Source organism: Streptomyces sp. NPDC029526 (assembly GCF_040637405.1).
Lineage (GTDB): Bacteria > Actinomycetota > Actinomycetes > Streptomycetales > Streptomycetaceae > Streptomyces.
This window is the reverse complement of record NZ_JBEZWE010000002.1, coordinates 302533-320298: the sequence shown is the minus strand read 5'-3', so window position 1 is coordinate 320298 and position 17766 is coordinate 302533. Positions and strand designations below refer to the sequence as shown.

12 protein-coding genes and 1 pseudogene are annotated in these 17766 nt (G+C 71.9%); 6 read left to right on the top strand and 7 right to left on the bottom strand.

Features of this window, described 5'->3' with window-relative positions:
- Positions 1 to 251 precede the first annotated feature (251 nt).
- A complete protein-coding gene (locus AB0F01_RS07075) occupies positions 252 to 2489 on the bottom strand; it encodes a serine/threonine-protein kinase (protein ID WP_362090688.1) in 2238 nt (745 codons plus the stop codon).
- A 172-nt stretch (positions 2490 to 2661) separates the two neighbouring features.
- Between AB0F01_RS07075 and AB0F01_RS07070 the strand changes: the two genes are divergently transcribed.
- The gene (locus AB0F01_RS07070; RefSeq protein ID WP_362090686.1) at positions 2662 to 3705 is read left to right on the top strand and encodes a serine hydrolase domain-containing protein; all 1044 of its coding nucleotides are present in this window, start codon (positions 2662 to 2664) and stop codon (positions 3703 to 3705) included.
- 257 nt (positions 3706 to 3962) lie between these two features.
- Here AB0F01_RS07070 and AB0F01_RS07065 read toward each other — a convergent pair whose 3' ends face one another.
- Positions 3963 to 5669 (bottom strand): glycerol-3-phosphate dehydrogenase/oxidase, encoded by a 1707-nt coding sequence (locus AB0F01_RS07065; protein ID WP_362090684.1) that lies wholly within the window; start codon positions 5667 to 5669, stop codon positions 3963 to 3965.
- 277 nt (positions 5670 to 5946) lie between these two features.
- Between AB0F01_RS07065 and AB0F01_RS07060 the strand changes: the two genes are divergently transcribed.
- Entirely contained in the window at positions 5947 to 7155 is a 1209-nt protein-coding gene (locus AB0F01_RS07060; protein WP_362090682.1) for a nucleotide sugar dehydrogenase, read from the top strand.
- Between the two features lie 210 nt (positions 7156 to 7365).
- Here AB0F01_RS07060 and AB0F01_RS07055 read toward each other — a convergent pair whose 3' ends face one another.
- From AB0F01_RS07055 to AB0F01_RS07040, 4 genes are all read right to left on the bottom strand, one after another.
- Positions 7366 to 8490: a GuaB3 family IMP dehydrogenase-related protein gene (locus tag AB0F01_RS07055; protein ID WP_362090680.1), complete on the bottom strand. Its 1125-nt coding sequence runs from the start codon at positions 8488 to 8490 to the stop codon at positions 7366 to 7368.
- Positions 8491 to 8615: 125 nt separating this feature from the next.
- Positions 8616 to 10118: an IMP dehydrogenase gene (guaB, locus tag AB0F01_RS07050; protein ID WP_362090678.1), complete on the bottom strand. Its 1503-nt coding sequence runs from the start codon at positions 10116 to 10118 to the stop codon at positions 8616 to 8618.
- Between the two features lie 160 nt (positions 10119 to 10278).
- Positions 10279 to 10866: a sigma-70 family RNA polymerase sigma factor gene (locus tag AB0F01_RS07045; RefSeq protein WP_164338721.1), complete on the bottom strand. Its 588-nt coding sequence runs from the start codon at positions 10864 to 10866 to the stop codon at positions 10279 to 10281.
- 489 nt (positions 10867 to 11355) lie between these two features.
- The gene (locus AB0F01_RS07040) at positions 11356 to 11967 is read right to left on the bottom strand and encodes a response regulator transcription factor (protein WP_003948568.1); all 612 of its coding nucleotides are present in this window, start codon (positions 11965 to 11967) and stop codon (positions 11356 to 11358) included.
- A gap of 379 nt (positions 11968 to 12346) precedes the next feature.
- Between AB0F01_RS07040 and AB0F01_RS07035 the strand changes: the two genes are divergently transcribed.
- Complete coding sequence (locus AB0F01_RS07035; RefSeq protein WP_362090676.1) at positions 12347 to 12676, top strand: WhiB family transcriptional regulator; 330 nt, start codon at positions 12347 to 12349, stop codon at positions 12674 to 12676.
- A 161-nt stretch (positions 12677 to 12837) separates the two neighbouring features.
- Here AB0F01_RS07035 and AB0F01_RS07030 read toward each other — a convergent pair whose 3' ends face one another.
- Complete coding sequence (locus AB0F01_RS07030; RefSeq protein WP_362090674.1) at positions 12838 to 13734, bottom strand: LysR family transcriptional regulator; 897 nt, start codon at positions 13732 to 13734, stop codon at positions 12838 to 12840.
- Positions 13735 to 13815: 81 nt separating this feature from the next.
- Between AB0F01_RS07030 and AB0F01_RS07025 the strand changes: the two are divergent.
- The 3 genes and pseudogenes from AB0F01_RS07025 to AB0F01_RS07015 form a co-directional block, all read left to right on the top strand.
- Positions 13816 to 14478, top strand: a pseudogene (locus tag AB0F01_RS07025) (MOSC domain-containing protein); the annotation flags it as partial.
- A 1101-nt stretch (positions 14479 to 15579) separates the two neighbouring features.
- The gene (locus AB0F01_RS07020; RefSeq protein WP_362090672.1) at positions 15580 to 16353 is read left to right on the top strand and encodes an SDR family oxidoreductase; all 774 of its coding nucleotides are present in this window, start codon (positions 15580 to 15582) and stop codon (positions 16351 to 16353) included.
- 607 nt (positions 16354 to 16960) lie between these two features.
- Entirely contained in the window at positions 16961 to 17668 is a 708-nt protein-coding gene (locus AB0F01_RS07015) for an ester cyclase (RefSeq protein WP_362090670.1), read from the top strand.
- Positions 17669 to 17766 lie beyond the last annotated feature (98 nt).

The window sequence follows — 17766 nt, the reverse complement described above, 5'->3', positions numbered from 1 at the left end:
ACGTGCCGGAGGCAACCCGCAGAGCGGGGATGCCACATCTCACTCCCCATGACGGGAGCAGTTCATGCACCGGGACGCCCCATGAACTGTCGCCACCGTCGCCCGGTCGCCGCACGGGCCGTCACCGGGGCCACCACCCGGTCCACACCGTGCGCCCGGTCACGACTTCCGGATCACGCCCCCCGTGACAGCACTGCCGGCTGGACTGCCGCGGCACGGTGGCAGCCCGGCCAGTACGACACGACACCCGGTCAGGACTTGGGCTGGAAGGTCTCCGTGAGGGTCCGCCACGTCGTCTCACGCCGGTCACCGTCCCAGTCGTCGGCCTTCGCGGTGTACATCAGCGCATAGCCGACCCGGCCGTCGACCACGAAGCCCCGGTCGATGGTGCGGTACTTCGTGCCGCCTTCGGAATACGTGAATTCCCAGTCGGCCGCGTTCCAGCCGCGGTACTCCACCTTCTCTATGCGTATCTGCCGGTACTGCGAACGTCGCATGAAGCGTTCCTGGTTCTTCCAGTCGGCCACGGGGTCGCTCTTCGGCGTGGAGGTCCAGGCGACGAGCAGCTTCTGGCCGTCGGGGCCGGCGAACCGGTCGCCCGCGGCACCCGTCGAGACGTACTTCCATCCTTCCGGCAGCCCGATCGAGTAGCCCTGCTTGCCCTGGTGGGTCCCGTCCACCGAGACATCACCGGCGTCGTCGCCCGCCCCGTCCTCCTTGCCGTCCCCGGCATCGGAGTCGTCCTCGTCCTGGCCGGCTCCCGGGGCGTCGTCCCCCGCGTCGTCGTCGGCGTCTCCTTCCGCACCACCCGAGGAACCGTTGGGCTCGGCGGTGTCACCCTCGTCGCCCTTGGTGTCACCGCTGGGGGTCGCCCCGGCCACCGTGCTGTCCCCCGTGCCGCCCTTGGCGTCGCCGGTGCCCTCGTCACCGCGGAGGGTGAGGGCGAGGACGGTGCCGAGCACCGCGAGCGCCACGACCACCGCGATGATGATCAGTGTCCGCCGCGGTACGACATCGGTCAGCGGCGCCCGGCGCACCGGTGTCGGCGGCAGATCCGGCGGCGTCATCACGGGCCACCCCGAACTCCGCCCCTCCGCACCGCTCTTGCTCTCCGACTCCGCACCACCGGACAGGCGCCCGGCACTCGCCGCGGAGGCCGGCGCCGGAGCAGAGGCGGAAGGTGACGAGGAGGGGGATGGGGAGGGGGAGGGGGATGCGGATTCGGATGGGGACGAGGGCGAGGACGCAGGCGACGAGGGTCCGCCGGCGGAGGCGTGGGACGCGGCGGAGGTGGAGGGGGAGCCCGCCGACGCGGTACGGGCGGTACGGGCAGTGGGCGCGGCCGACGTGCCCGGGGTGGACGCCGTCCCGGCGGCCGTCCCGGACGCGGAACCGCCCGGCTCCCGGGGCCCCGGCACGGTGCCCGACCCCGACGTGCCCGAGCCTTCAGGGGACTTGGCGCGCCCTGCGAGAGCGGCACCGGCCGCTCCGGCCGCGGCAGCCGCCTTGCGCATCGAACTGAAGGCGCCCCGCAGCCGCTCACCGGGTTCTTCCCGGTCGCCGCCTCGTCCTGCGGGCTGCTCGGGCAACGGAACGACCTTGGTCGCGTCCGCCGGTTCGGCCTCGCCTCGGGGCTCAGGTGCGTGGATCACCGAGTTCAGCATGGCCCGCGCTCCGGCGTCGTCGAGCCGCTGGGCGGGGTCCTTGGTCAGCAGCCCGTGGATGACGTCCCGAAGAGGGCCGGCATTCTTCGGCTCTTCGAGCGGCTCCGTCATCACCGCGGTGAGCGTGGCGATCGCGGAGCCCTTGTCGTACGGGGGTGCCCCTTCCACCGCCGCGTACAGCAGTCCGCCGAGCGACCAGAGGTCGGCGGCCGGACCGGGCTTGTGGCCACGGGCCCGTTCCGGGGAGATGTAGGAGGGGGCGCCGACCAGCATGCCGGTGGACGTGATGGACGGGTCGCCCTCGACCTGCGCGATGCCGAAGTCGGTGAGCACGACCCGGCCGTCCTCGGCGATCAGCACGTTCGACGGCTTCACGTCCCGGTGCAGGATCCCCTCGCGGTGTGCGGACCGCAGGACGTCCAGCACGGCGAGACCCACCTCGGCGGCCCGCTTGGGCTCCAGCAGGCCGTCCTCCCGGATGACCTCGGCGAGCGACTTGCCCTCGACGAGTTCCATCACGATCCAGGGCCGGTCGTCCTCCTGGACCACGTCGAAGACGGTCACCGCGCTGTTGTTGCGGATCCTCGCGATCGCCTTGGCCTCGCGCAGGGTCCGCGTGATCAGCCGGCGCTTCTCCTCCTCGTCGATGTTCGACGGGAAGCGGAGTTCCTTGACGGCGACGGTCCGGCCCAGGGTTTCGTCCTCGGCGCGCCACACCGTCCCCATGCCGCCGCGGCCGAGCACATCTCCCAGCCGGTACCGCCCGGCGAGGAGGCGTGCGCTCTTGTCCTGACGAGATGTCCCCGCCCGCTCCGGCTCCGACATGCGTCCCCTCATGCAACCCGCCCTGACAGAGCCTTCATTGTCCCTCACCCGACAAGTGCCCAACGCCCAGGGTGTCTCGGCGCGGGCCTCCGGTCCCAGAGGATCACGGCCCCGGATGAAGGCCACGTAAAGGCGCCTTGCATGATGTGCATCCGACCAGGGAGGAGCCGGGATGCCGTCGCTGCGCACACTACTGGCCGTCCCTGTGTCCCTGGCCCTGCTGGCGATGGCGCCGGCCGCCTCGTCAGCACCGGCGGACCCGCCCACGGACGCCCTTCTCCCCCTGCTGGTCACCGAGGGTGAGGCGCCCGCCGCGGCCCTCCTGGCCAAGGAGGGGAGCGGGTACCGCTATGCCGACGCCGGTCCCGGTGTGGCGCGGTCCGACCACTTCCGCGCCGGGAGCATCACCAAGACGTTCGTCGCGACCGTGGTGCTCCAACTGGCCGAGGAGCACCGCCTGTCCCTGTCCGACACCGTGGAGGAGCACCTGCCGGGTCTGGTGCGGGGAGCGGGCAACGACGGCCGCGCGCTGACCCTGCGTTCCCTGCTCAACCACACCAGCGGCCTCCACGACTTCTCCGCCGACACCCGCGGGACCGTCCCTCTCACTCCTCTTCAGTCCATACGCCTGGCCCTCACCCACCCTCCGGCCGATCACGGCCACTACTCCTACTCGAACACGAACTACGTGCTGCTCGGCGAGGTCGTCGAGCAGGTCACCGGTCGCTCCTACGCCGCCGAGGCCGAGCAGCGCATCATCGCTCCGCTGCGTCTGACGGGCACCTCCTTCCCGGGATCCCGCACGTCCCTTCCCGACCCGCACGGCCGGGCCTACGCCGCCGACGGAACCGACGTGACCGAACTCGACCCGCGGGTGGCCGGAGCCGCGGGCGAGCTGGTCACCACGCTCGCCGATCTGGACCGCTTCTACTCGGCCCTGCTCAGCGGTGAGTTGCTGCCCCCGCGCCGGCTGCGCGAGATGCTCGACACCCGTGCCGCACACGGCTCGTACGGCTTGGGTCTGTTCCCGCAGGTGCTTCCGTGCGGCACCACGGTGTGGGGACACAACGGCCGGATATCCGGCAGCTACGTGCGCACCGCGGCCACCGTCGACGGCCGGCGTGTCCTCACACTCCGGGTGAACACGGACGCCATAGCCGATCCCGGTCTCGAGCCCGCGGTGCTCGCTGCCGAGTTCTGCCCCCGCACCTCCTAGAACGACCCGGCCCTGAACAGAGATCCCGGATTGCATCGCTCGTTCGAGTGAACCGGTTGAACCCTTGAACCCGTCGCCCAACGCGGCCCCCAGCACCGCCCGTCGGGCACCGTGAAACCGTCCTGAGACTCCCGCATCGGGAAGGACCCCGAGCCCTCTCGCCCAGACCTGGGGGCGGAGCGCACGGCGCCCCTCCCCCATCCGTCCGGGCAGGCGCGCCCCGCCGGGGCATCGGCGGGACGCGCCTGCCCGGGCCGCTATCGGGGGACTATGTCCGGCGCACCCAGCCGAGCCGCGTCCGCCGTCAGGTCGTCGGGCTGCCGCTGCGACTCCCGTTCGGCCTCCACGCGCTTCTCGTAGTACTGCACCTCGCGCTCGACCTGGTCCTTGTCCCAGCCCAGGACCGGCGCCATCAGCTCCGCGGCCTCGCGAGCACTGCGCGTGCCCCGGTCGAAGGTCTCGATGGAGATGCGGGTGCGGCGGGTCAGCACGTCGTCAAGGTGCCGCGCGCCCTCGTGCGAGGCGGCGTAGACGATCTCGGCCCGCAGGTAGTCGTCGGCGGCCTGCAGGGGCTCGCCCAGGGTCGGGTCGGAGACGATGAGGTCCAGGACCTCCTGGGCCGCCGAGCCGTACCGGTTGAGCAGGTGCTCGACGCGCACGGGGTGCACCCCTGTCCGGGCGGCGATCCGCGCCCGTGCGTTCCACAACGCCCGGTAGCCCTCGGCACCCAGCAGCGGCACGTCCTCCGTGACGCAGTCGGCGACCCGCATGTCGAGTCCGTGCACCGCCTCGTCCACGGCGTCCTTGGCCATGACCCGGTAGGTCGTGTACTTGCCGCCCGCGACCACGACGAGTCCGGGCACGGGGTGGGCCACCGTGTGCTCGCGGGACAGTTTGCTGGTGGCGTCGGACTCACCGGCCAGCAGCGGCCGCAGCCCGGCGTACACGCCCTGCACGTCGTCCCTGGTGAGCGGGACCGCGAGCACCGAGTTCACGCGCTCCAGGAGGTAGTCGATGTCGGCGCTGGACGCCGCCGGGTGGGCCTTGTCGAGGTCCCAGTCGGTGTCGGTGGTGCCGACGATCCAGTGACGGCCCCACGGGATGACGAACAGCACGGACTTCTCGGTGCGCAGGATGAGTCCGGTGGTGGAGTGGATCCGGTCCTTGGGGACGACCAGGTGGATGCCCTTGGAGGCCCGCACGTGGAACTGTCCGCGCTCGCCCACCATCGCCTGGGTGTCGTCGGTCCACACACCGGTGGCGTTGACGACCTGCTTGGCGCGGATCTCGTACTCTCCGCCGCCCTCCAGGTCCTGGACCCGGGCGCCGACGACCCGTTCACCCTCGCGGAGGAAGCCGGTGACCCGTGCGTGGTTGGCGGTCCGCGCCCCGTACGAGGCCGCGGTGCGCACCAGCGTGGCCACGAAACGGGCGTCGTCCACGCGTGCGTCGTAGTACTGCAGCGCGCCGACCAGGGCGTCCTTCTTCAGGCAGGGGGCCACACGCAGGGCGTGACGGCGGGTCAGGTGCCGGTGCACGGGCAGTCCCCGGCCGTGCCCCCGGGCCATGGACATGGCGTCGTAGAGCGCCACGCCCGACCCGGCGTACAGCCGTTCCCAGCCCTTGTGCTGCAACGGGTAGAGGAACGGCACCGGCTTGACGAGGTGCGGGGCGAGCTTCTCCAGCAGGAGTCCTCGTTCCTTCAACGCCTCACGTACGAGGGTGAAGTCGAGCATCTCCAGATAGCGCAGCCCGCCGTGGATCAGCTTGCTGGACCGGCTGGACGTGCCGGACGCCCAGTCCCGCGCCTCGACGAGGCCCGTGGACAGACCACGCGTCGCGGCGTCGAGCGCCGTGCCCGCTCCCACCACGCCTCCGCCGACCACCAGCACGTCCAGCTCGCGCTCGGCCATGGATGCGAGTGACTCGGCACGTTCCGCCGGCCCCAGTGTCGCTGTCCTCACTGCTGCCTCCCGCTCATCGGTCGCGTCGGCCGCACCCGTCGGGCGAAGCCCGTTCCTTCCCCTCCCTCATGCCCAGATTCTGACCGCGTTGCCCGGCTTCAGCCACCACGGGCCGATGACCTGTGGACAACCTCCGAGGGACGACTCTCCGAAACTCAGTCGATCAATCCCGCATATCGGTCATATTTACTCCTAGTCTGACATTGCGCTCGCCCGTCCTGTCCACAGGGCTTGCGCACCTGTCCCACTTCGGCTATCGGGAAGGACGGTCCACGCCATGCCCGCAGATCTCGCCGTCATCGGTCTCGGCCCGTACGGCCTGCCGACGGCCCAGGCCGCCGTCGCCGCAGGCATCCCCACCATCGGCTACCGGACCGGCCCCGAGGCGGGCTCCCTCAGCCCCGCAGAGCTGCGCCGCATGCTCGCGCAGGGCTTCCGCGTGACCGCGAACCCCGCCGAGCTGGGCCGGGTGCGCACGGTCCTGATCTCGGCGCCCGCCCCGCGGGGTGCCGACGGCGAGCCGGACCTGTCCCAGGTGGAGGCCGCCGCCCGCACCCTCGCTCCCCGGCTGCGCCCCCACACCACGGTGATCCTGGAATCGCCGGTGGTTCCGGGCACGACGGAAGGTTTCTTCCGGCCTCTCCTGGAGCAGGGGTCGGGGCTGCGCGCCGGCCGCGACTTCCACCTCACCCACTCCCCCAGCCGGGTCGACCCGGGCAACCGCGACTTCACGCCCTCCAACACCCCCAAGGTCATCGGCGGCCTCACCCCCGCCTGCACCGAGTCCGCCGCCGCCTTCTACGGCCGGCTCACCGACAAGGTCGTCCGGGCCCGCGGGCTCCGGGAGGCGGAGACCGTACAGCTGCTGGAGAGCACCTTCCGGCACGTGAACATCGCCCTCGTCAACGAGATGGCCGTCCTCTGCCACGACCTCGGCGTGGACTTCTGGGACGTCATCCGCTGCGCGGAGACCAAGCCCTTCGGCTTCCAGGCGTTCCGCCCCGGCCCGGGCGTCGGGGGGCACACCGCCCCCCGGAGCCTCGCCACCACGACCGGCCGCACCCTTCGGATGGCCGAACTGGCCCAGCAGGTCAACAACGGGATGCCCGGTTACGTCGTCCAGCGTGCCGCCGCCCTCCTCAACGAGCACGGCAAGTCCGCGCGCGGTGCACGGGTGCTGCTGCTCGGGGTCACCTACAAGGCCGACCTCGCCGACCAGCAGGGCAGCCCCGCCCGGGAGATCGCGGTCCGGCTGATGGAACTGGGGGCCTCGGTCAGCTACCACGACCCCCACGTCCCCTCGTGGAGCGTGCTCGACCGCCCCGTCCCCCGAGCCGACTCCCTCTACGAGGCGGCGGCCGACGCCGACCTGACGATCCTGCTCCAGCAGCACCGCACCTACGACCTCCAGGGGCTGTCGGTGAAGGCCCAGCTGCTGCTGGACACGCGCGGCGCGACCCCGACGGGGGCCGCGCACCGCCTGTGAGAGGGCGCACGACAGCCCGTACGCCGCCGACCGCGCCCGCGGGCGCCCCTCTGCGCCTGCCGCGCACACCGCCCCGGGCCTGCGGCAGGGCAAGGCGGCCAGGGGGAGGGGGGAGGGCCGGTGCCATCCCGACCGCACGCGGAAGGCCGGTCGCCCCGTTGCTGGGGCGACCGGCCTTCCTGGCGTCGGTGCGGCGAACGCGCTCCGTCGTTACCGCTTGTGCTCCGAATCCGCGACCGTGACCTCGACGCGCTGGAACTCCTTGAGCTCGCTGTACCCCGTGGTCGCCATGGCGCGGCGCAGCGCACCGAAGAAGTTCATGGAGCCGTCCGGCGTGTGCGACGGGCCGGTGAGGATCTCCTCGATGGTGCCGACCGTGCCGAGGTCGACCTTCTTGCCGCGCGGCAGCTCCTCGTTGACGGCCTCCATCCCCCAGTGGTGGCCCCTGCCGGGGCCGTCGGTCGCCCGCGCGAGCGGGGAACCCATCATCACCGAGTCGGCGCCGCAGGCGATCGCCTTGGGCAGGTCGCCGGACCAGCCGACGCCGCCGTCCGCGATGACGTGCACGTACCGGCCGCCGGACTCGTCCATGTAGTCGCGGCGGGCCGCGGCCACGTCGGCGACCGCCGTGGCCATCGGAACCTGGATGCCCAGCACGTTGCGCGTGGTGTGCGCGGCGCCGCCGCCGAAGCCGACGAGGACACCCGCCGCCCCGGTGCGCATCAGGTGCAGGGCGGCCGTGTAGGTGGCGCAGCCGCCGACGATCACGGGCACGTCGAGTTCGTAGATGAACTGCTTGAGGTTCAGCGGCTCGTGCGAGCTGGAGACGTGCTCCGCCGACACGGTCGTCCCGCGGATGACGAAGATGTCGACACCCGCGTCCACGACGGCCTTGGAGAACTGGGCGGTGCGCTGCGGGGAGAGCGCGGCGGCGGTCACGACGCCGGAGTCGCGCACCTCCTTGATGCGCTGCCCGATCAGCTCCTCCTTGATGGGGGCCGCGTAGATCTCCTGCAGGCGGCGGGTCGCCGTGTCCGCGTCGAGTCCGACGATCTCGTCGAGCAGCGGCTGCGGGTCCTCGTGGCGCGTCCACAGGCCCTCGAGGTTCAGCACGCCGAGGCCGCCGAGCTCACCGATGCGGATCGCCGTGGCCGGCGACACGACGGAGTCCATGGGGGCGGCCAGGAACGGCAGCTCGAAGCGGTAGGCGTCGATCTGCCAGGCGATCGAGACCTCCTTCGGGTCCCGCGTACGGCGGCTGGGGACGACGGCGATGTCGTCGAAGGCGTACGCCCGGCGGCCGCGCTTGCCGCGCCCGATCTCGATCTCAGTCACGTCTGTGGCCTTTCCCTGATGCGTTGCAGCGCCTTCCAGTATCCCCGACGGTGATGACGGCCACCGCCCCGGACGTACGGCGAGGGCGGCCCCGGTCCTTCGGGGCCGCCCTCGGAAGACGGCTGCTACTGGCGGCTGTAGTTCGGTGCTTCGACCGTCATCTGGATGTCGTGCGGGTGGCTCTCCTTGAGGCCCGCGGAGGTGATCCGGACGAAACGGCCCTTCGTCTCCATCTCGCCGATGGTCGCGGCGCCCACGTAGCCCATCGTCTGGCGCAGACCGCCGACGAGCTGGTGGAGCACATTGGCCAGCGGGCCGCGGTAGGGCACCTGGCCCTCGATGCCCTCGGGCACGAGCTTGTCGTCGGAGGCGACCTCGGCCTGGAAGTAGCGGTCCTTCGAGTAGGACCGGCCCTGTCCCCGGGACTGCATGGCGCCCAGTGACCCCATGCCGCGGTACGACTTGAACTGCTTGCCGTTGATGAACTGCAGCTCGCCGGGGGACTCCTCGCAGCCCGCGAGGAGGCTGCCCAGCATCACGGTGTCGGCGCCCGCGGCGAGGGCCTTGCCGATGTCGCCGGAGTACTGCAGTCCGCCGTCGCCGATCAGCGGGACGCCCGCCGCACGGGCCGCGAGGGACGCCTCGTAGATGGCCGTGACCTGCGGGACGCCGATGCCCGCGACGACCCGGGTGGTGCAGATCGAGCCGGGGCCGACGCCCACCTTGATGCCGTCGACACCGGCGTCGATCAGTGCCTGGGCGCCGTCGCGCGTGGCCACGTTGCCGCCGATCACGTCGACGCCGACGCTCGACTTGATCTTCGCCATCCAGCTGAGGGCGTTGCTGTTGTGGCCGTGCGAGGTGTCGACCACGAGGAAGTCCACGCCGGCCTCGGCGAGTGCCTGGGCCCGCTCCAGCGCCTCGGGGCTGGCGCCCACGGCGGCGCCGACGATGAGGCGGCCCTCCGCGTCCTTGGCGGCGTTGGGGTACTGCTCGGCCTTCACGAAGTCCTTGACCGTGATCAGGCCCTTGAGGACCCCCGCGTCGTCGACCAGGGGAAGCTTCTCGATCTTGTGGCGGCGCAGCAGTTCCATGGCCTCGACGCCGGAGATGCCGACGTGCCCGGTGACCAGCGGCATCGGGGTCATGACCTCGCGCACCTCACGGGAACGGTCGGTCTCGAAGGCCATGTCACGGTTGGTGACGATGCCCAGCAGCCTCTTGTTGCCGTCGGTGACCGGGACACCGCTGATGCGGAACTTCGCGCACAGGGCGTCGGCCTCGGCGAGGGTGGCGTCCGGGTGGATGGTGATGGGGTCGGTGACCATGCCGGACTCGGAGCGCTTCACCAGGTCGACCTGGTTGGCCTGGTCCTCGACGGAGAGGTTGCGGTGAAGGACGCCGACGCCGCCCTGGCGGGCCATGGCGATCGCCATGCGGGACTCGGTGACCTTGTCCATCGCGGCCGAGAGCAGGGGGATGTTCACCCGGACGTTGCGGGAGACGCGGGACGAGGTGTCGACCGCGTTGGGGAGCACCTCGGACGCGCCCGGCAGCAGCAGCACGTCGTCGTAGGTGAGCCCGAGTGTCGCGAATTTTCCGGGCACTCCGTCGACGTTGGCAGTCATGACACCTTCCCCAAATGGCCTTGATCGGTGCGGATGCCCATGCTAACGGGAAGGACGGGTGGCTCATTCCACGATCAAGCAGGGCTCCGGTCTTCGTATGCTCGTACGGGCCCGCTCCGCTGCCCGTTCAGGGACCGAAGAGGCGGCCCGCGGTGCGTGGTTACTGCTCGGCCAGGGCGCGCAGTCTGCTGAGTGCACGGTGCTGGGCGACCCGGACCGCGCCGGGTGACATTCCCAACATCTGGCCGGTCTCCTCCGCCGTGAGGCCGACCGCGATACGCAGCAGAAGCAGCTCGCGCTGGTTCTCGGGCAGGTTGGCCAGCAGTTTCTTGGCCCATTCGGCGTCGCTGCTGAGCAGGGCCCGCTCCTCGGGCCCCAGCGAGTCGTCGGGACGCTCGGGCATCTCGTCGGAGGGCACGGCCGTCGAGCCGGGGTGGCGCATGGCGGCGCGCTGGAGGTCGGCGACCTTGTGCGCGGCGATGGCGAAGACGAACGCCTCGAAGGGGCGCCCGGTGTCCTTGTAGCGGGGCAGCGCGAGCAGCACCGCGACGCAGACCTCCTGGGCGAGGTCCTCGACGAAGTGCCGGGCGTCGCCCGGGAGGCGGGACAGCCGGGTGCGGCAGTAGCGGAGCGCCAGGGGGTGGACGTGCGCCAGCAGATCATGGGTGGCCTGCTCGTCGCCGTCGACCGCGCGATGGACGAGCGCACCGATCGCCCCTTGGGCAGTGCCCGCCTCGTCGTCGCGCATCGGTCCATGGTGCCTTGCGGCCGTCGGGTCCGCGGCACCGCGTCCCTGGTTGTGCACCGAAGCGTTATGAGCAGGTGCGCCGAAACTCATCCCTTGCGCCCTCCCCTTCCGCTCGACCGACCCGTCCCCGAGGAACTCCACACCTCAAGGATGCGTCATCCGCGGCGAAACGAGCAGCGGGCACCCGTCGGGCGCCGTCCCCGCCCTGGTGGGGCGACATGGTGGAGGGTGCGTCGCGGCACGTTCGGGAGGCCCTGGGACCTGTCGTTCGGATCGGCCCGGCGTCGCGGGGCCCCGGTCTCCTCCGGCCCGGCCGCCGTCCCCGCGGGAGCGGCCGGCCGGCCGCCGCGCCGGAGGCGCCACCGGTCAGTGGTGACCTCGGGTGCGGGCCGTGCGGACACGGCCCGCGCGGGGGCATCGACGTGCCCCCGCTCGCCGGTCGCCGTGCGGTGCCGGGCACCGGGTGCGGTCCGATCCGAAGGACAGGCCCTAGCGCACCAGACCCCACCGGAATCCGAGCGCCACCGCATGGGCCCGGTCCGAGGCGCCCAGCTTCTTGAACAGGCGCCGCGCGTGCGTCTTCACGGTGTCCTCGGAGAGGAACAGCTCACGGCCGATCTCCGCGTTGGACCGGCCGTGGCTCATCCCCTCCAGGACCTGGATCTCCCGCGCGGTGAGCGTGGGGGCGGCCCCCATCTCGGCGGAGCGCAGCCGTCGCGGGGCGAGCCGCCAGGTCGGGTCGGCGAGAGCCTGCGTGACGGTCGCGCGCAGTTCGGCGCGGGAGGCGTCCTTGTGCAGGTAGCCGCGCGCCCCGGCGGCGACGGCGAGCGCCACGCCGTCGAGGTCCTCGGCCACGGTGAGCATGATGATGCGCGCACCGGGGTCGGCGGACAGCAGCCGCCGGACCGTCTCGACGCCGCCCAGGCCGGGCATGCGTACGTCCATCAGAATCAGGTCCGAGCGGTCGGCGCCCCAGCGGCGGAGGACTTCCTCGCCGTTGGCCGCCGTCGTCACGCGCTCCACGCCGGGCACGGTCGCAACCGCGCGGCGAAGCGCCTCTCGGGCAAGCGGGGAGTCGTCGCAGACGAGGACGGAAGTCATGGCCGCCCTCCGCAGCTGATGCGCGTCACCTTGAGCCTCCAGGCTGGTACGAAATCGTCACCTGTGCGGTCGACCGTCTCGGACGCCCGCCCGAGCGCTTGTTCCTTCAACCGCCTCGCACTCTCAACGACGGTCACTCGAAAGAGTTACGGGGCCGTCTGCCATCTTCGGCACTCTACGTGAGGACGCGGACACGGTGCAGACATGCGCGCAGACCCTCCACGATTCATCACAACCCGTGCCCCATTTAGACCCTTTTCTTCCCTCTTGTTGGTGTCTGCGACTAGATTCGCAATGAGTCATATTTTCATCTCCTTGGATCGTAGTTGTACGGTCGTGGACACCGGATCCGCCCAGAACGGCTACAAGGGGTCACGCAATGGCAGATTTCTCCCGCCTTCCCGGACCGAACGCGGACCTGTGGGACTGGCAGCTCCTGGCTGCGTGCCGCGGGGTGGACAGCTCCCTCTTCTTCCACCCCGAGGGCGAGCGCGGTGCGGCGCGAAGCGCTCGCGAGAACTCGGCCAAGGAGGTCTGCATGAGGTGCCCGGTGCGCGCCGAGTGCGCGGCCCACGCGCTGGCGGTACGCGAGCCGTACGGCGTGTGGGGCGGACTGACCGAGGACGAGCGCGAAGAACTGATGGGGCGGGCGCGGCACCGGCTGGTGTCGGCGTCGGCCGGCGGCGGACACGCCGCCTCGAACAACTGAAGGAACGTTTCTTCGCAGGGGGCACGCAGGTGCCCTTGTTTTGTCGCCGGAGGTGATCGGTGGAAGTGGTCGGCGGAGGTGATCGGCGCGGGTGATCACCTCCAGGTCCGCGCAGGACGGTCACGCGGCCCCTGGAGCACGGGCGGACCCGCGCCGCTCCGTTACCGGGCGGCCGCCCGCGCGAGGTGGTCGAGCGTCGCGGCGACCGCCGGGACCTGGGCGAGGTCCGGAAGCGTGAGCGCGACGATCTCACGCCGCACGGCGGGTTCCAGGCGGATCGTGCGCACCCCCCTGGGCCGGACGGACTCCACGGCCAGCTGCGGCAGGACCGCCACCCCCAGACCGGCGCCCACCAGCCCGGCGACGGCCGGATAGTCGTCGGTGGCGAAGTCGATGCGGGGGGTGAAGCCGGCCGTCTCGCACACCTCCACCAGCTGCCCGCGGCAGCGCGGGCAGCCCGCGATCCACGGTTCGTCGGCGAGTTCGCCGATGGCGACGGATTCCGCACGGGCGAGCCGGTGCCGTTCCGGCACCAGGCCCACCAGCCGGTCCGACAGCAGCGGCCGGACGACGAGGTCGTCCCACTCCTCGGCACCCGCCGCACCCTCGTAGCGGAACGCGAGGGCCACGTCGCAGTCGCCGTTCCGCAGCAGTCCGACGGATCGGGGCGGCTCCGCCTCCTCCAGGGAGACCCGGGTGCCGGGGTGCGCGTCGCGCAGCGCGGCCAGCGCCGCCGGCACCAGGGTGGAACTGCCGCTGGGGAAGGAGACCAGGCGCACGCGCCCGGCCCGCAGCCCGGCGATGGCCGCGACCTCCTCCTCGGCGGCGGTGAGCCCGGCGAGGATCCCGGCCGCATGCCGCACCAACGCCTCGCCGGCCTGGGTCAGGCGCATCTCGCGGCCGCTGCGGACGAGCAGCGGGGTGCCGACGGACGTCTCCAGGGCCTTCATCTGCTGGCTGACGGCGGGCTGGGTGCAGCCCAGCTCACGGGCCGCCGCGGAGAAGGAACCGCTGGCGGACACGGCGCGCAGCACACGGAGGTGGCGGGCTTCGATCACACCGCCAAGGATAAGCGACCCTTTGATGTCCGGACCCATATTCCGTCGACGCTTTGAGCCCCGGTCGCCTACCGTGCGCTCATGCGGCTTCTCTCTGTGAACCTGGGGCGCCCCCGTCCCGTCCCCTACACGTCCCATCCCGAGGGGGTGACCGGCATCGACAAACGGCCGGTGGACGGGCCCGTCCGCGTGACCGCCCCCGGGCCCAAGGGCGTCGGGGGCAGCGGACTGGCCGGGGACGCGGTGTGCGAGACCAGGCATCACGGCGGTGACGACCAGGCCGTCTACGCCATGGCCCGGGAGGACCTCGACACGTGGGAACGCACCCTGGGGCGGACGCTGCCCGACGGCTGCTTCGGCGAGAACCTGACCACCGAGGGCATCGACGTGTCGGGCGCGCTGATCGGCGAGCGCTGGGCCATCGGCGACGAGGTGGTCCTGGAGGTCACGAGCGGCCGCATCCCGTGCCGCACCTTCCAGGGCCATCTGGGTGAGAAGGGCTGGGTGAAGCGGTTCACCGAGCGGGGAGCGCCGGGGGCGTACCTGCGCGTCGTGCGCCCCGGTGACGTACGGGCGGGCGACCTGATACGCGTCGTGCACCGGCCCGAACACGAGGTGACAGTCGCCCTGCAGTTCCGGGCGATGACGACGGACCGGGCCCTGCTCCCGAGGCTGCTGGCGGCGGGGCCGGCGCTCCATCCGGGGTCTTTGGCGGCCGCACGGGCCCATGTGGAGAGGTACGGACGATCCGAGAGGCCGGGGGTGCGGGAGGGACACCGGGGGTCCGGGGGCTACGGGGGCTCCCGGGGGTCCGGGGGAGACGAGGGGCCCGAGCTTCCGGGGAAGTCGGCGACCGTGCAGGCAAGCTGACAACCCGACAGCGAACGGCTGACGGCTCACGGCTGACGGTCAGCAGCAGGCGGCTGAGGCTGGCGGTGGCATACGGCGGCCACCACTCGGGCACGGTCGGCCAACCACTCGGGCACGGCCGGTCCACCGCGCCACCAAACCTGTCGAACAGCACACCTACGGGGAAAACCCGGAGGGCGGACGGGGGTTGTCTCCGGGGTGACTGGGGGCGGTTCCCCGATGTTCGGCGGGCCGTGATCCACGACGCTCGTTGCATGCCTGGTTCCCCGATCCCGAGCGCGGCGCCGAGCGGAGAGCTTCCGCCCGGCGCCCCCCGTCGCCGCTTCCGCTGGAAGCGCCCAGTCGTCGTGTTGAGTTCGCTGGTCACCTCCCTCGCGGCGGCCGTCGGCGCGCTGTTCGCCTGGTGGCGGACGGACGCCGTCGTGAGCACGGTGGGCCGGGAGACCTTCGACAACGCCCTCGTTTTGATACCGCCGCCGACCGAGTCGACCGTGGAGCCGCACCGGATCGACGAGACCGTCACCCGCGGCACCAAGGAGGCGTGGATACGACGCAACACCCCAACGGCATACCGCCCAACACCCATGTCCGGGAGGCCCAGTTCCGGGTCCTGCAGCTCAACGGCTTCCTGCCGCCACCCGCGTTGCGCACACCCGGCGCATACCCGAGGACACGGTGCGCCTCCCGCACGGCGGGCGACGATGAGACTGGCCCTGCGGTTCACCGGGCCGCCCGAGCCGGACGTGCCGCACGTGCACATCCGCCACCTGCTCCACCCTGAGGACGAGGGGATGAAGCCGGTTCGTGGTGGTGGACAGGGGCCGCGGGCCGCACCGCGGGAACTCCGCAGCCCCGACCGGTCACCCGGGTCAAGGGCGCGGGACGGCGCACGGCTGAGGAGGCCGGGCCCCCGTGCACCGCACGAGGCGGGGGCACCGAGCGGACGCCTTGCCTCCGGGTAACTAGTCTTGCGCCATGACAACGGCTCTGATTACGGGTTCGACGGCAGGTATCGGTGCCGCGTTCGCGCGGCGGCTGGCGGCCGACGGACATGACCTGGTGCTGGTGGCCCGTGACATCGCCCGGCTGCGGGAGCAGGCGACCGAGCTGCACGACCTGCACGGCATCGAGGCCGAGGTGCTCTCTGCCGACCTGGCGGAGGACAAGGGCATCGAGGCGGTGGCCGAACGGCTCGGGGACCGCAAGAACCCCGTCGACCTGCTGATCAACAACGCCGGTTTCGGCAACAAGGGCCGATACCTGGACGTCTCCATGGCCGACGAGCTGAGGATGATCAAGGTGCACTGCGAGGCCGTGCTGCGCCTGACGTCGGCGGCGGCCGAGGCGATGCGGGAACGCGGGCGCGGGGGCGTGGTGAACGTGGCCTCCGTGGCGGCCTTCGTGCCCCGCGGCACCTACGGGGCGTCCAAGGCATGGGTCGTGCAGTTCACCCAGGGCGCGGCCAAGGACCTGGCCGGCAGCGGGGTGCGCCTGATGGCGCTGTGCCCGGGGTTCGTGCGCACCGAGTTCCACGAGCGCGCCGGAATGGGGACGGACAGCATCCCCAACTGGATGTGGCTGGACGCCGACAAGGTGGCCGAGGCCGGGCTGGCGGACCTGGCCCGCGGCAAAACGGTGTCGATCCCCGATCCGCGCTACAAGGCGCTGATGGGAGCGGCGAAGCTGGTCCCGCGCGGCATGCTCGGCGGGATCACCTCCCGTACGGGGCGCAAGTACGGCCCGCAGTAGACCGGACTTGAGCACGGGAGCACGCCGGCACGGGTGGTGACGCGCTTCCGGGAACGGCAGCAGTCCGGCTCCGGAGCCGGAGCCCCGAGCACCGGGCACCGAGGCCCGCGCCCTGTCGGACCGGCACCGTAGCCGAAACCGCATCGGCGCCGGGCTGCTCGGACGCCTCGGGGTCGGTGCCGTCCGGGTGCCCCGGGGAACCGGTGCCGGACCCGGCCCGGCCCGGCGGGCACCGGGTCGCCGTGTCCGGTGCCGGTGCCGGTGCCGGTGCCGGTGCCGGTCGGCCGCCTTCCGGAGGGTCGGTGCGCGACGGCCTGGTGCCGACGGACGGTAGATGCCCGACGGGCGTGCAACCCCCCGGCGGCCCGAAGGGCGTGCACCCCTGGGCGGTTGATGCCCGGACCGTCACACGGGCGGCCCCGGACCCTCGCCCCGGCGCCCCCGGACCCTCGCCCCGGCGACCCCAGACCCTCGCCCGGGCAGCCCCTCCACCGCTGCCGGCTCGGCGATGCGATGTGACGCCGGTGGTCCGGTGCGAAAATGAGGTGCGGATCCCGACCGGACCCGGACCCGGGCCCGACACGCAGGGGGGCCGGAGGTGAACGTGATGACCTTCGTCCAGCTCATCGACTGCCGGACCCATCGCCTCGACGACATCAACCGGCTCATGGACCAGTGGGTCGAGCAGTCCAAGGGGCGGCGGACGGCGACGCACGCGGTGGTCGGCAAGGACCGCTCGGATGCGTCGCACGTCATCGAGATCGTGGAGTTCCCGTCGTACGAGGAGGCGATGCGCAACTCGCGGCTGCCGGAGACCGACCGCATCTTCCGGGAGATGGTGGCGCTGTGCGACGGGACACCGACGTTCACGAACCTGGACGTCGTGCGGGACGCGCAGCTGCACACCGGTACCGCACGGAGGTTCTTCGAGGTGCTGGCCGGTGACGGCGACCTCTCCCCGATGGCCGGGATGGTCGCCGAGCACTACCACGACCACGATCCGGCCAACGAGCAGGACGTGATCGGGCTGGATCACCTGCGACGCGAGATGGACGTGTGGCGGGACGGGTTCGACTTCGTCCTCCGCGTCGAGGACCTGTTCGCCGAGGGCGACCGGGTGTGCACGCGATGGTCCTGGGAGGGAACCCAGACGGGCGAGTTCCTGGGCATCCCCGCCACGGGTAAGAAGGCGGCCATGACGGGGACGACCGTCTTCCGCTTCGACGACCACGGCCGGATCGCCGAGGGCTGGTGGCAGTACGACCGACTGGGGCTGATGGCGCGACTCGGTGCCCTGGAACCCACGGACCTCTGAGCCGGGCGCGGGCCGCGCTCGGACGACGGCGGCCACCCGCCCCCGCCGGTCGCGTGGGCAGGGCATGGGGAAGCCCCCGCTCCCTGACGGACAGCGGG

Excerpts from the sequence above, each read along its gene's own strand:
- AB0F01_RS07070 (WP_362090686.1), top strand. The coding sequence starts at position 2,662 with ATGCCGTCGCTGCGCACACTACTGGCCGTCCCTGTGTCCCTGGCCCTG.
- AB0F01_RS07035 (WP_362090676.1), top strand. The coding sequence starts at position 12,347 with ATGGCAGATTTCTCCCGCCTTCCCGGACCGAACGCGGACCTGTGGGAC.
- AB0F01_RS07015 (WP_362090670.1), top strand. The coding sequence starts at position 16,961 with ATGACCTTCGTCCAGCTCATCGACTGCCGGACCCATCGCCTCGACGAC.
- AB0F01_RS07040 (WP_003948568.1), bottom strand. The coding sequence starts at position 11,967 with ATGACTTCCGTCCTCGTCTGCGACGACTCCCCGCTTGCCCGAGAGGCG.
- guaB (WP_362090678.1), bottom strand. The coding sequence starts at position 10,118 with ATGACTGCCAACGTCGACGGAGTGCCCGGAAAATTCGCGACACTCGGG.
- AB0F01_RS07020 (WP_362090672.1), top strand. The coding sequence starts at position 15,580 with ATGACAACGGCTCTGATTACGGGTTCGACGGCAGGTATCGGTGCCGCG.
- AB0F01_RS07045 (WP_164338721.1), bottom strand. The coding sequence starts at position 10,866 with ATGCGCGACGACGAGGCGGGCACTGCCCAAGGGGCGATCGGTGCGCTC.
- AB0F01_RS07075 (WP_362090688.1), bottom strand. The coding sequence starts at position 2,489 with ATGTCGGAGCCGGAGCGGGCGGGGACATCTCGTCAGGACAAGAGCGCA.
- AB0F01_RS07060 (WP_362090682.1), top strand. The coding sequence starts at position 5,947 with ATGCCCGCAGATCTCGCCGTCATCGGTCTCGGCCCGTACGGCCTGCCG.